Genomic DNA, 13,656 nt, shown 5'->3' with positions numbered 1-13,656 from the left:
TGTTCGGCAAGCCGCAGTCAACCTCAGAGCGCGCGGGCGACCTTCGGGTCGATGTTGAAGAACTTGATGGCGTTTTCGCCCAGCAGCTTGGCCCGCTGCCTGTCCGTCAGGTCGCCCATCATCCGCTCGATCGATTGCGACGAGAAGGGGAAAGACCCTTCATGGTGCGGATAGTCCGAAGACCACAGGATATTGTCCTCGAGGCCAAAGTTGATGGCGTGCTCCAGGCCCGCCGGCTCTTCCATGAGCGTCGAGGCGCAGTTCGAGCGATAGTAGGTGCTGGGCGTTTCGGGGATCACCGGGCGCACCCACATGTGGTGGGCCTTGTACGCGTGGTCCATCATCTCCAGCAGCCAGGGGATGATGCCGACGCCCGCTTCCACTGTGACGAAACGAAGCCGTGGATTGCGTTCGATGACGCCCGAGGTGATCACCTTCACCAGCGGATCCCACGGGGTCAGCATCGAGTGCGTGACGTAGTTGATGATGGCGCCGCCATGCCCGTCGGCCGTCCGCGGGTCTTCGCCGCTCGACACGTGGAACGTCGCCGTCAGGCCCGTATCGGCCAGCGCGCCCCATAGAGGTTCGAACACTGGATTGTTGTAGGCGAGCTCGCCCTTGATGGTCGGGCCGTAGACGGGCTTGTTCGGCAACTGCACCGCCTTGAAGCCATTCTTCGCCGCCCACTCCACTTCCTTCACCGCCTCGTCGACGAGTTGGGCCGTGATCAGCGCCACCGGATTCACACGCCCGAACTTCGAGCCGAAGTAGTCCAGGATGAAGCGGTTGTAGGCCTGGGTCATCGCCAGCGAGAACTCGGCGTCGCGCGTCGCAAAGCCCATGCCGCCCTTGCCGGGAAACACGATCTCGGCGTCGATGCCGTCCATCTTCGCATCTTTCAGGCGCTGCTCCAGACCGCGCCCCGACGCCGTCTTCATCTCCTCGAGCTGCTCCATCCGCTTGGTGTAGGGCACCATCACCTCCCAGCTCTCGTACTTCTCCTGAGGCTGGAGATGGTCGGTCTTGTTCTTCGCCGGCTTCACCAGGTTGGGCGAGCGGCCGTCCGTATGCAGCCACTCGTTGCCCTCCTCGTCCCTCACGATCCTCGGAAGACGATGATTGAACTTCTCGGGAATACGCCCCTCGAAGAAGTTGAAGGGCTCGTTCACGTGGTTGTCGCAGCTCACGATGAAGTACTTGTTCGGATCGGACGGCCGCGCCGTCCGCGTCCATCCCTCGACACCCGGAGTCTCCAGACGCCACTCGTTCTTCGGGCCGATCTTCAGGTCTGCAAAATCCATGTGCCGTTCCTTTCACCGCTACGGGCGCGCGCCGCGCCCAATAGCTTGCGAATATCCTTTCAACTAGTTGGTTGATCTATCTGACGCGAGAGCCCCTCTGTCAAGGCGCATCTCGCGGAACAGCTAGTGGGTTTGGACGATGGTGATCAGGCGGGCGAGCCGTTGTCGATGGGGGCCCAGGGCGCCGCAGGATCGTCCGGAAGGTTGGGCACGCCCATGGAGTTGATCATGCTCATGGTCATCAGATAGTAGCCAATGAGCATTACCAGATCGTACATCTGGGTTTCGTTCAGGCTTTCTTGAAGAATCGACCAGGTAGAGCTGGAAATACCACCTTGTTCCCACGACTCGTGAACCGCAGCCAGGAGCGCGGATTCATGTCTGCTCCAGGCGCCAATCGGAGATTCCCGCGCCAGAACCTCGATCTCTTCCTGCGACAGATGATCCTGAGGCTTCGTATGCAGATCCGGCAGATAGACTGACGGGTCCTTCTCGGCCTGGCGCTGGGTCCAGGCGTAGGCACACCTCATCACCCGCGCCAGTCGCATCACGACCAGCATCTTCTCGCGGTTCGAGAGCGCGTTGCGCAGCACGACCGTACCGGCCATGCGCGCCCAGCGTTCCAGAAAGTAGGGGTTGTGGATGAAGGTGGCGTAGTGGCGCTGCATGCGCCCATCCCGACCGACCTTGGTGATCTTCTCGGCGGCCTGCATCGCGCCGGTGAACTCCGACGGATCGAGCTGCGAAATCCTCTGAACGGCGACCATCGTCCCTGCCCTCCGATGTTGAAGCCTCAACGTCCGAGAACAGCGGCCATATGTCAACCGACTGGTTGTATAACTTAAGAATGATTATCGCTATGTTTTCAAGCCATCCATGAGCAGTTGCTTGATCTGGGTGGAGATCGCAGCCGGCCCCATCGTCGACAGCCGCCAACTCGCGGAATTGAACAGCATCGTCGAGATCGCGCGACCCACGACGCGGACATCGCAGTTCTTGAACACGCCACTGTCGACGCCCGCCTGGATCACCCCATACAGTTTGCGCATGTAGGCCCGGTGACCGCTGCGCGCGCTCTCGATCTTGTCTTCAGGCAGGGTGTCCTCGAAGTAGTCCTGCTCCTTGGACAAGATGATCGCGTGCTCCTTGTTCTGGCTGATCCAGTCCACCATGCCGTCTATGAAGCTGGAAAGCGCGACGGCGGGCGAACTGGCGCCCGCCACGGCGTCCAGACAGGCATGACTGGCTTCATGCGTCGCGCGCACGATCTCATAGAGGATGTCGGACTTCGCCGCGTAGTAGTAATACAGCGTTCCCTTGTTCAGACCGGTGCGATCCGACAGATCGTCCATCGTCGCAGCCGAGTATCCGACCCTCGAGAACAGCTCCGCAGCGTGCTTGATGATATATCGACGCTTGTCGGCTTGTTGCGGCGTCGCGCCGGCCTTGCGACGAACTTGGCCGCTCTTACGCCCCGGTGTCCCGCTCGACATAGCTAGTGACGCCCCGTTCCACCTATCAGCCAGAACCCACTCAGGACCCTTCTATCCGAGGATCCGCGTACTGGGTTGAATTGGCCGCTCTAGGTTCCTTGAATTTTCGCGTCGAGGAATCACTGATCGCAGCCGCCTGAATGCTAGGCGGCATGAACCACGCTATCAATACGATCAGCCCGCACGTCACGGCGACGTATGTAAACACGTAGCTGTACGCCATCTGGCTTGGCGCGCCGCCGGACTCCGCGGCTGAAGACGTCGCCAGAAGCACGGCGACGAACTGCGTGCCCACCGCGACCATCGCGGCGCGGAAGACGCTGCCCAATCCTGCCGCTTCGCCCACCCTGTCGTTCGGCGCGGCCTGGAGGATCGCCGACGACGCCGCGACGTAGATGACGATATGCGCGGTCCCTTCCAACATCATGCCGACCATGATCATCGGCAACGAATGCTGGAAGGCCGCGATGATCAGCCATCCGATCCCGGTCAGGCCCGCGCCCAGCATCAGTACGGTCCGGGCGCCGAGCTTCTGCACGAGGCTTCCGCCGAACGGACTGGCCACCGCCCCACCGATCCGCACCGGAACCAGAGCGTAACCCGCCAGCGTCGCCGACAGGCCCAGACCCGCGCCGGTCGCCAGCGGTTGCTGCAGAAACATCGACAGCACCAGAGTGTGCTGCATGGCGCCGAGGCCCAGCAGACATATGCAGAGATACGGCAGGGCCATGGAGCGCCGCCTCAACAGCCGCAGGTCGATCAGCGGGTGCTCCTCGCGCAACTGATGCCGCGCCCACAGGACGAAGATGAGGATCGCCCCCAAGCCGGGGGCCAGCACGCGCGGGTCGGCCAATCCCCATTCCCGCAGCTTTGTGATCGCGAACAACAACATCGCGATGGCGGGGGCGAAGAGAACGCCCCGCAGCATGGCGGTGTGCTGGGCGCCGACCGCGGCGTCACTGCGCACGCCGACGACGGTCGCCACCGCCAAGATCGCGGTCGCCGCGAACGACCCGCTGACGATGTAGATGCTGTGCCAGCCGATCGCATCGACGAGATATCCGCCAATCACGAGACCGGCGACGGCGCCGACCATCGAACCGCTCAGCAGTATGCCGACGAACAGCGGCACGCGTTCGGTGCTGAACCGCTCGCGCACGATGGCCAGCGCCAGCGGCAGGATCGCGCCGGCCGACCCCTGCAGCGCGGTGCCGACGATCAGTTGCGGCAGCCCCGTCGCCAGCGCGGCGATAAAGGAGCCCACGCAGGAGATTCCCATGACGATCAGCAGGATGCGCGACCGCCCATAGATGTCGCCCAATCGACCACACAACGCGCAGGCCGTGGCCGAGACCAACAGTCCCGCTGTCACCAGCCACACGACGTCCGACGCATGATCGAACGCGCGGCTGATCGTGGGCATGGCCGTGTAGACCATCGTGAGCTCAAACGTACTCAGGATGTCGGCCATCAGCAGCGCCGACAGCACCGCCAGATCGCGGACCGTCAGCCGGCGGGGGGCGGGGCGATCAGCGGCCGATCGCATCGAAGATCTCGAATTCCGTCGGCGCCGCGAGCAACGGCTTCACCTTTGGACGGCCGGCTTGATGGTGCACGCTCGACACGTGCGTCTGCAGCGCCGCTTCGTCGGCGTAGATCTCCATCACCACATAGGTGTCGGCCTCGCCGCGCGATCGGAACAGTCGATAGAGCTCGCACCCGGGCTCGGCCGCCGCAACCGCCGCCGCCTGGCCCGCGAAATAGGCCTCGAAGTCGTCGGTGCGGCCCGGCGCCACCCGAACCTTCGCTACGATCCCAATGCTCACTGCTTCCTCCGCCCCATGGACGCCGGCCGGTCTCTTCAGCCGACCTGCCGCGTCTCGCCGTCCCAGAACCGGCTGCGCAGCGCTTTCTTGTCGATCTTGTTGAGGGCGGTCATCGGAAGCTCGGCCACGAAGTTTACCGCCTTGGGCGCGTAGATCGGCCCCTTCTTCAGCTTCACGAGCGCCGTCAGTTCGGCGCCGCTGGCCGAGCGATCTTCGTGCAGTACGACGAACGCGGTGACCGCCTCGCCCCACTTGGGGTCGGGAACACCGATGACCGCACAGGCCGCTACCGCCTCATGCTGGCTCACGACATCTTCCACCTCGCGCGGATAGACGTTGAACCCGCCGGTTACGATCATGTCTTTGGCGCGGCCGACGATGTAGTAGTAGCCATCCTCGTCCTGGGTTGCGAGGTCGCCGGTATGGTGCCACCCCCCGCGGAACGCCTCGGCCGTATCCTCGGGCCGCTTCCAGTAGCCCTCCATCACGTTCGGGCCACGCACGCAGATCTCGCCGACCTCGCCGGGCGCGACTTCGACGCCGTCGGGGTCGAGCAGCACGACGTCCTGGCCGATGATCGGCAAGCCGCACGATTCGCGACGACGCGCGTTCGCCACATGATCGGCCTTCGACAGGTAGGTGATGCTGCCGCACTCGGTCTGGGCGTAGAGCTGGCAGAAGATCGGACCGAAGGCCTCGATCGCCTGGTCCAGCCGGCTGGGGGAGATCGGCGAGCCGCCGTACACCAGCATCTGCAGCGACGAGAGGTCGAACTCCTTCAGCCGCGGATGATCCAGCAGGTTGTACAGCGCGGTCGGGACCAGCAGCGTCGCGTTGATCCGCTCACGCTCGATCGCCGCCATGAACTCCACGGCGTTGAAACTCTTCTGCAGAACCAGCACGCCGCCGCGCAACTGGGTGGGCGCGATGTTGCCCGAACCGGCATGCGAAATGGGCGTCGAGACCAGGAAGCGCGGTGGATGCGGATACTCCCGCTCGGACAACAGCAGCTTCATGTTGTTGAGCCACTGCCCGTGCCGCTGGACCACGCCCTTGGGCCGGCCCGTGGTTCCGCCGGTGTACAGGATGTGCGCGATGTCCTCGGGGCGCGACTCGATCGTCAGCGGCTGCGGCTTGAATTTCGGCAAGAGGTCCTCGGCCCGCACGCCGAACGTAGCGTTGCCGAAGGTGATGACCGCCTGCAGCGACGGCACGGCGCGCTCACGCGCCGGATAGGCGTCGGCGTCGACAACCAGCGCCGAGATCTCGGCGTCTTCAAGAACGAACAGATGGTCCTCGATGGAACCCAGCGGGTGCAGCGGGGTGTAGCGGATGCCGATGAAATGGCAGGCCGCCATCACTGCGATCACTTCGGGCCGGTTGCCCGACAACATGGCCAGGCCCTGCCCCCGGCCCAGGCCGAAGGACTTGAAGAGCTGGATGAACTGGCTGACCTGCTCGCCGAACTCGCGATAGGTCAAACGGGTGTCGCCGAACACGATCGCCTCGCGATCCGCGAACCGCTTTATGGCGCGATCGTACAGGCTGGCGATCGTCGAGCCGAGATGGATCTGGTCAGTCATTAGGTCGTCTCGCCTGCGAACGATGGCGTCAGTCCAGCGCGCCCAGCACGGTTCCACCGTCGACCAGGAGCTCCGAGCCCACCATGAAGCTCGATGCGCCTGACGCCAGCAGCAGCGCCACGCCTTGCATCTCTTCGATCTCGCCCATCCGATGCAACGGCACCAGCTTGGCCGACAGCGCCTTGTTCTTGGGATCTCGGAAGTAGCCGTTTCCGCTGTTGGTCGCGAAGCCACCCGGCGCGATGGCGTTGACGTGGATGCCGTACTCGCACAGCTCCAGCGCCGCGGTGCGCACCAGGTGGGCCGCGGCGGCCTTGGCCACCATGTAGGCTTGGCCGCAGTGGGCGATGATGCGGCTGGAGGCCACCGACGTCGTCACGATGATCCGGCCGTAGCCCTGGGGCTTCATGTTGCGCGCAGCCGCCTTCAGGCCGGTGAACACCGAGGTCACCGCCATCGACATGATCCTGTCCCACTGCGCGTCGTCATAGTTCTCGAGCGCCCGCTCGACCGGCCGCTCCCGGGGCGCGCCCGTGCCGCCGCGGGTGATGAACCCCGCCCCGGAATTGATTCCCGCATTCAGGAAGGCGACGTCCAGCTTTCCATAGAAGGCCGTGGTTTCGTCGAAGGCCTTGTGGACCGCTGGCCGGTCCGACACGTCCACGACCACGCCCCGCACGTCGCCACCGTTGGCATTCAGGCGATCCACCGTCGCCTGCAGCCCTGCGGCGTCCAGATCCATGATCGTCACTCGCGCGCCGTTGTCAGCCAGCGCCTCGGCATAGGCCATCCCGATCCCGTGCGCGCCGCCGGTTACGATCACCGTCCGGCCGCGCACGTCGAAGATGTCAGCCGCCTTCATCAGATACCCTCCCATCGCCTCGTCTTGTGGAGGCGCGCCGCAATGGTTCGCACGCGCCTCGAACAACGTCAACCCGTTAGTTGATGCAAACCCAAACGCCTGTCGACGGGCGCGGGACTCCGTTCAAAATCAGCCCATACTAGTTGTTTATTATACACTTTTATCGCCCCTCCGGCATACCTCGACATAGCTTCTGACCCGACACGCCAACCCCATTGATCAACTAGGAGGTTGACTCAACTGACCAAGGCGCACACGATATCTACGCGGCAGAGAGGATCGCGCAGCGTCGCCCCGGGCGACGGTGCGATGGCTCATTTCCACCGCTAGGGAAGGAATAGGAAACTGATGCCGACCACCGTCCATGCCATTCCGGAAGTCACGCTTCCGTTCGCGGGCCAGATCCTCGACGTGGACTCCCACGAGCACACGCCCGCCAATCACTGGGTCGAACAATTCGGCTCGGTTGCCCAGTTGATGACAGACGTCATCCAGCAGTCGAGCTACGACGCCAACGAGGCGGCCGACGCCGACGACGCCGAGATCACGCCGGACAACGTCTGGAAGCTGAAGCGTTGCGAAGCGCCGAGTTCGTTCGACCTGAGCCGGCGGGCCGAGGTCCTGGACCTCGTCGGCGTGCACAAGCAGATGCTGTTCCCCGGCCCCTTCGGCATCAAGGCGGCGCGCCTGCTCGTGCAGGCCGACGAACCCCAGATCTGCATGCCGCAGATCACCGAGAACCGGCGCGGCTATGCCCGCCAGTGCCTGGCGGCTCACAATGACTGGGCGGTGCGCGTCCTGGACGAGAACGACAACTACCGGCCGGTGGCGTTCATCATCGGCGACACCGTCGAAGAACTCATGTCCGAGACGCGCGCGCTGCTGGATCGCGGCATCCGCGTTCTTTGGCTCCGCGCCTCGCAACTGCCCGGCGGCGTTTCGCCGGCCCACTCGTCGCTCGACCCGTTCTACAGCCTGCTGGAAGCCGAGAAGGCGACCCTGTCGATGCACGTCGGCGCCGACTGGGCGTTCCTGGCGTCGTCCGGCTGGCGCGACGCCGAGGCGTTCACGGGTTTCAAGAATGGTCTCGAGTTCTCGCTCGATCCCTGGTCGCTGGTGAACATGTCCCGCGCGCCCGAGTGCTTCCTGTCGACCATGGTCCTGGGCGGCGTCTTTGAACGGCATCCCGAGCTGCGCGTCCTGATGGCCGAACTCAGCGCGGAATGGATCGGCCCGATGATGCGCCGCATGGACATGTGGATCGACAACTCCGGCGCCTTCAACCGACGCAACGCCAACTGGCCGATGAATGGCCGGCCCTCGGACTACATCCGCCGCAACGTGCGGGTCTCGGCCTTCGATTTCGAGGACGTGGGCACATACATCGACCAGTACGGCCTCGAGGACGTACTCTGTTACGCCAGCGACTTCCCCCACATCGAGGGCGGCAAGGAGCCGATGGACCGTCTGGTCCAGAGCCTCACCGACGCCGGCCACGGCGAGGAGGTCATGCGGAAGTTCTTCGTCGACAACGCCAAGTGGGTGCTGCCCGACTGACGCTTCCCGCGACACCGAAACGCAAGAGGGCCGGGGCGCCGCCGCGGCCCTTTCCGTTTGAGGCTCCCCGGAGACGGCCGGCGGGCGACGACCGGCGGCGCCGCCTCCAGCCTAGGCCGCGCGCAGTTCCCTCCGGCCACGGCGCGCGCCATCCGCCGCTTCGTCGGGGGGCAGCGACTGGCCCAGGATCAAGTCCGCGCCCTTCTCTCCGATCATGATCGACGGCGCGTTGGTATTGCCGCCCACCAGGGTCGGCATGACCGAGGCATCGATCACGCGCAGGCCTGACAGGCCCTGGACCCGCAACTGCCCGTCGACCACCGCCGAGGGATCACCTGTCGGCCCCATCCGGCACGTGCCGACCGGGTGGAACTGCGACCCGCAGGTCGCACGGATCCAGGCGTCGATCTCGGCGTCCGACTGAACGGCCGGCCCGGGATGCAATTCGCCCGTGCAGATGGACTTGAGCGCCGGCTGAGCGGCGACCTCGCGGACCATCCGCACCGCGTCCAGCATCGTCTGGCGGTCTCGGGGCGCGGTCAGATAGTTCCCGCGAATGACCGGATCCTCGAACGGGTCGTTCGAGCGCAAGGTGATCTCGCCGCGGCTTTCCGGACGCAACGGGCACAGGCTGATCGTGAAACCGCCGCGGTCGTTGCTCTCGCCCACGGTCTGCACCACGGCGAGCGCGTTGTGGAGCTGCACGTCGGGCCGATCAAGTTCGGGCCGGGTGCGGATGAAGGCCCCGGTCTCCAGGAAGTTCTGCCGCCCCGGCCCCTGCTTGCGCAGCAGATAGTCCAGGCCGGTCATCAGCTTCGCCAGACCTTTGGAGTAGGTGTAGGCGGTCGGAATGCCGGGCACCTCCCAGTTGAGGCGCACAGCGATGTGGTCCTGCAGGTTCTTGCCCACGCCGGGCAGGTCGTGGACCACGGGCACGCCCGCCGCACGCACCTCTTCGGCCGGGCCAATGCCCGAGAGCAGCAGCAATTGCGGCGACTGCACTGCGCCGGTGCTGAGCACCACCTCGGCGTCCGCATAGGCGGTGCGGCGCTCGGTCGACCGGCCGACCACGTATTCGACGCCGACCGCCCTGCCCCCCTCGACAAGAATGCGCGTCGCTCGGGCTCGCGACTGGATGGTCAGGTTCGGGCGCACGCCGGCGATCGGCCGCAGATAGGCCCGCGAAGCGCTCCAGCGCTCGCCGTCCCGGATGGTCAGGTGATAGCGGCCAAAGCCTTCCTGATCGCTGCCGTTGAAGTCGGCGTTCACGGGGTGGCCAGCCTGCTCGCCTGCCTGGACGAACGACTCGTAGACCGTGTTGCGCGTCTTGGCCTGGGAGACGGAGAGCGGGCCCGACCGGCCGTGGAACAGGTCCTCCCCTGGCCCGATCAGGCCCTCGGCGCGCTTGAAGTACGGCAGGACGTCAGCATAGGACCAACCCGCGAGACCCATCTGGCGCCATTGGTCGTAGTCGCCCGCGTTGCCGCGTATGTAGATCATCCCGTTGATCAGCGACGAACCGCCCAGGCCCTTGCCGCGCGGGAAAAAGATCCTCCGCCCCCCGAGTTCGGGCTCGGGCTCGCTCCAGAAACCCCAGTTGTAGCGGCCCTTCGTCGCCAGGCTGAACGTGCCGGCCGGCATCTTCACGAAAATCGATCCGTCACGCCCGCCGGCCTCGAGCAGCAGGACCCGGCGCTGACCATCGGCCGACAACCGGTTGGCCAGCACACTGCCCGCCGACCCCGCACCGACGATGATGATGTCGTACCGATCCATGACGTCTCCTACCGAACACGCGCGCGGCGCGCGCCGGACAAGGGCCGCCGGAGGCCGGGCCTCCGGCGCAGTTGAACCTGGGCCACGGGGAGTTGGCGCGCCCTAGGGTCGGAGCCCTTCGAGATCGGGCTCCTCACAGCCTCGGCGCGACCAGCGTCAGGGAGGACGCGCGGCGCCGAGACTGTGGGCCGGAGGCTCGGCCGCTTGGGGAGAAGTCAGCCTGCAACCTACCAGTTGGTTGACTCTATGATCAGCCCCGTCGACGCGTCAAGAAGACTATGCCGTTCCCGCGAAAGCCGGCTCTCGACCGCCGCCAATCGAGGACGATCCCTTCCGATTTCGACTAACAAGTTGACACGCCTATCCCCCATAATCACCATCGCCGCTCGCCGCGTCCGCGCGGCTGCAGAAAAGGCAAGGGGAGGACCATGACCGAGGCGGCGCTTTACCAGGGTGCGACGGTCGCAACGCTCTACGACCGCGCCATACGACGCTACGCCGACCACGAGGCGATCGTGCAGGGCGACGTGCGCATCACCTATCGCCAGTTCGGCGAACAGGTCAGCCGCTTCATCCAGCTCTTCAAGTCCTACGGCCTGGGTCGAGGCCAGGGACTTGCCGTACTGTCTGGCAACCGGCCTGAGGTGATCGCGGTCATGGCCGCCTGCCAGTATCTGGGCATGCGCTATACGCCCCTGCATCCGATGGGGTCGATCGACGATCACCGGTTCGTGCTGGAGGACTCGGAGGCGGCGGCGCTGGTCGTCGATGCCGACCGCTATCCCGAGACGGAACGACTGCTGCCTTCGCTTCAGCTGGTGCTCACGTTCGGCGTCGCCGACTTCGGGGTCAGCGCCGCAGAGCTCCTGCCCAAGTTCGCGCCGGCCCCGCTGATCATCGAGGCGCGCAGCGAAGACGTCTCTCAGGTGCTCTACACCGGAGGCACCACAGGGCGGCCGAAGGGCGTCGTGGTCTCGCACCGCATGTGGATCAACAACATGAAGCAGATCGCCGCCGAGCGGGAGTATCCGCTCCACCCCCGCGTGCTGGCGGCCACGCCGATCTCCCACGCCAGCGGCGGCAACATCGCGCCGGTTCAGCTCAAGGGCGGCGTCATCTTCCTGCAGGACGGATTCACGCCCGTCAGCTTCATGGAGATCGTCCAGAAGGAACGGATCAATTCCGTCACCCTGGTGCCCACCGCCATCTACGCCCTGCTCGACCATCCCCGGCTTCGGGATTACGACCTCTCCTCACTCGAGCTGATCGCCTACACGGGCGCGCCGATTTCACCCACGCGGATCCAGCAGGCCCTGGACCATTTCGGCCCGATCTTCTGCCAGGGCTATGGTCAGACCGAGTGCCAGAACATCACCTATCTCTCGAAGAGCGACCACCTGGGCGACCCGCGCAAGCTGGAGTCGTGCGGCCTGCCCATCATGGGCTTTGACGTGGCGGTGCTGAACGAAGCCCTGGAGGAAGTCGGCCCCGGCGAGGTCGGCGAGGTCTGCGTGCGTGGCCCCAATGTGATGGACGGCTACTGGAAGCGGCCGGAAGAGACGGCCGAGGTCTTCCGCGGCGACTGGCTCCACACCGGCGACCTGGCGACCCGCGACGCCGACGGCTATCTCTTTCTCGTCGGACGGGCCAAGGACATGATCATATCGGGCGGCTTCAACGTCTATCCGCGCGAAGTGGAGGACGTGCTCGAGGCCCATCCCGCCGTCGCCATGTGCGCCGTGATCGGCGTGCCGGACGAGAAGTGGGGCGAGGCGGTGACCGCCTTCGTCGTCTCCAAGGATGGCGCCGCGGTGGACGTCTCCGAACTGAAGGCGCTGGTGAGGAGCAGGAAGGGACCGGTCTACGCCCCAAAGACCGTGCATAAGGTCAGCGCCCTGCCGATGACGGCCTACAACAAGATCGACAAGAAGGCGCTGCGCGACCGCTTCTGGGACCGGGACGCGCGCCAGATCGGATGATGGGCTCGCCGCGGCGCCACCGGCAGCGCCGCGGCGACAGCTCCCTCTACTCGTAGCGGATACGCACCGGCATGGTCTCGAAGCCGTGGCCGGCCAGGGTCGCCGGCCGGACCGGGTCCCCGACGATCTCCACCACCATGTTCCGCTTGATCATCTCCTCCAGCAGGATGCGGACCTGCAACTCGGCCAGCCGCGCGCCCAGGCAGCGATGGATCCCGAAGCCGAACGAGCGATGGTCCCGCGCGTTCGGCCGGTCCACGATGTAGCGATCGGCCTCGGGGAAGACGGTCTCGTCCCGGTTCGCCGAGATGTACCACATGACCACCTTGTCGCCCTTGCGGATCTGCTGCCCGCCGAGTTCGGTGTCGGCCACGCACGTCCGACGCATGGCCAGGATCGGCGTCTGCCAGCGGATGATCTCGACCACGGCGTTGTCGATCAGTTCGGGATCCGCCCGCAGCTTGGCCCACTGGTCGGGGAATTCGTTGAACGCCAGGATCATGCCGCTCATCGAATTCCGCGTGGTGTCGTTCCCGCCGACGATCAGCAGCGCCAACGTACCCAGTTTCTCGTCCCAGGTCAGGTCGCCCATCACGTCCGAGTGCGCCATGCGCGAGATCAGGTCGGAGCCCGGATCGAGCTGACGCTTGCGGCTCCATTCACCGCTGAAATAGGCCGTCATCTCGGCCAGCTTGGCGTCGCGGATCGGCGCCAGTTCCGGGTCGGACACCGCTTCGACGTGACGCGACCAATGCGACCATTCGGTGAGCTGACGCCGGTTCTCCCACGGGAAGTCGAACAGGATCGCCAGCATCTGGGTCGTCAGTTCGATCGAGACACGATCCACCCAGTCGAAGGTCTCGCCCACCGGCAGGCTGTCGATCACCGTGGTCGAGCGCTGGCGGATCGCCTCACCCATGCGCGCCAACTCGCCGGGCGCGAACATCGGCTGGATCACCTTGCGGTGCTCGGTATGCCGCGGACGGTCCATGGCGATGAAGTTCTGGAACGGCAGGTCGACGATCGAGATGCCGCCGTACTTTGAATCCGACGAGAACAGTTCGGGGTGTGTCTCCACATACGTGCACAGATCGTGGGTCGTCACGGCCCAGAAGGGTGAGTATGGGCTGACGGTAACCTTGTGGACCGGCGCCTCCTCGCGGAAGCGGGCGAAGACCGGCCGCCAGGTATCTTGGGCATAGAGCTGGATGTCGCTGGGATCGAGGCTCTCCAGGGGCGCCTTGCCCACCGCCACAAGGTCGACCATCGTGGACATCTT

At 65.2% G+C, this 13,656-nt stretch carries 11 protein-coding genes; 2 read left to right on the top strand and 9 right to left on the bottom strand.

The features are described from left to right. Nucleotides 1-23: 23 nt before the first annotated feature. From WG212_RS03355 to WG212_RS03325, 7 genes are all read right to left on the bottom strand, one after another. The gene (locus WG212_RS03355; protein ID WP_337185650.1) at nt 24-1,301 is read right to left on the bottom strand and encodes an amidohydrolase family protein; all 1,278 of its coding nucleotides are present in this window, start codon (nt 1,299-1,301) and stop codon (nt 24-26) included. A 146-nt stretch (nt 1,302-1,447) separates the two neighbouring features. Beyond that, nucleotides 1,448-2,068: a hypothetical protein gene (locus tag WG212_RS03350; protein ID WP_337185649.1), complete on the bottom strand. Its 621-nt coding sequence runs from the start codon at nt 2,066-2,068 to the stop codon at nt 1,448-1,450. A 90-nt stretch (nt 2,069-2,158) separates the two neighbouring features. Beyond that, the gene (locus tag WG212_RS03345; protein WP_337185648.1) at nt 2,159-2,794 is read right to left on the bottom strand and encodes a TetR/AcrR family transcriptional regulator; all 636 of its coding nucleotides are present in this window, start codon (nt 2,792-2,794) and stop codon (nt 2,159-2,161) included. A gap of 40 nt (nt 2,795-2,834) precedes the next feature. Continuing rightward, entirely contained in the window at nt 2,835-4,340 is a 1,506-nt protein-coding gene (locus WG212_RS03340; protein ID WP_337185647.1) for an MFS transporter, read from the bottom strand. Next, on the bottom strand, nt 4,324-4,620 hold the full coding sequence (locus tag WG212_RS03335; protein WP_337185646.1) for a putative quinol monooxygenase: 297 nt from the start codon (nt 4,618-4,620) through the stop codon (nt 4,324-4,326). The genes WG212_RS03340 and WG212_RS03335 overlap by 17 nt, the downstream gene beginning before the upstream one ends. A gap of 35 nt (nt 4,621-4,655) precedes the next feature. Beyond that, the gene (locus tag WG212_RS03330) at nt 4,656-6,203 is read right to left on the bottom strand and encodes an AMP-binding protein (protein WP_337185645.1); all 1,548 of its coding nucleotides are present in this window, start codon (nt 6,201-6,203) and stop codon (nt 4,656-4,658) included. A 28-nt stretch (nt 6,204-6,231) separates the two neighbouring features. Beyond that, a complete protein-coding gene (locus WG212_RS03325; RefSeq protein WP_337185644.1) occupies nt 6,232-7,065 on the bottom strand; it encodes an SDR family oxidoreductase in 834 nt (277 codons plus the stop codon). Nucleotides 7,066-7,413: 348 nt separating this feature from the next. On the opposite strand from WG212_RS03325, the gene WG212_RS03320 reads away from it, so the two are divergent. Beyond that, entirely contained in the window at nt 7,414-8,622 is a 1,209-nt protein-coding gene (locus WG212_RS03320; protein ID WP_337185643.1) for an amidohydrolase family protein, read from the top strand. 111 nt (nt 8,623-8,733) lie between these two features. Here WG212_RS03320 and WG212_RS03315 read toward each other — a convergent pair whose 3' ends face one another. Then, entirely contained in the window at nt 8,734-10,398 is a 1,665-nt protein-coding gene (locus WG212_RS03315; protein WP_337185642.1) for a choline dehydrogenase, read from the bottom strand. 428 nt (nt 10,399-10,826) lie between these two features. Between WG212_RS03315 and WG212_RS03310 the strand changes: the two genes are divergently transcribed. Next, entirely contained in the window at nt 10,827-12,377 is a 1,551-nt protein-coding gene (locus tag WG212_RS03310; protein ID WP_337185641.1) for an AMP-binding protein, read from the top strand. A gap of 46 nt (nt 12,378-12,423) precedes the next feature. Here WG212_RS03310 and WG212_RS03305 read toward each other — a convergent pair whose 3' ends face one another. Further along, a complete protein-coding gene (locus WG212_RS03305; RefSeq protein WP_337185640.1) occupies nt 12,424-13,653 on the bottom strand; it encodes a cytochrome P450 in 1,230 nt (409 codons plus the stop codon). Nucleotides 13,654-13,656 lie beyond the last annotated feature (3 nt).

The sequence above is a fragment of the Phenylobacterium sp. genome, assembly GCF_037189685.1.
GTDB lineage: Bacteria > Pseudomonadota > Alphaproteobacteria > Caulobacterales > Caulobacteraceae > Phenylobacterium.
The sequence above is the reverse complement of the archived record's forward strand: the minus strand, read 5'-3'. Positions and strand labels throughout refer to the sequence as shown.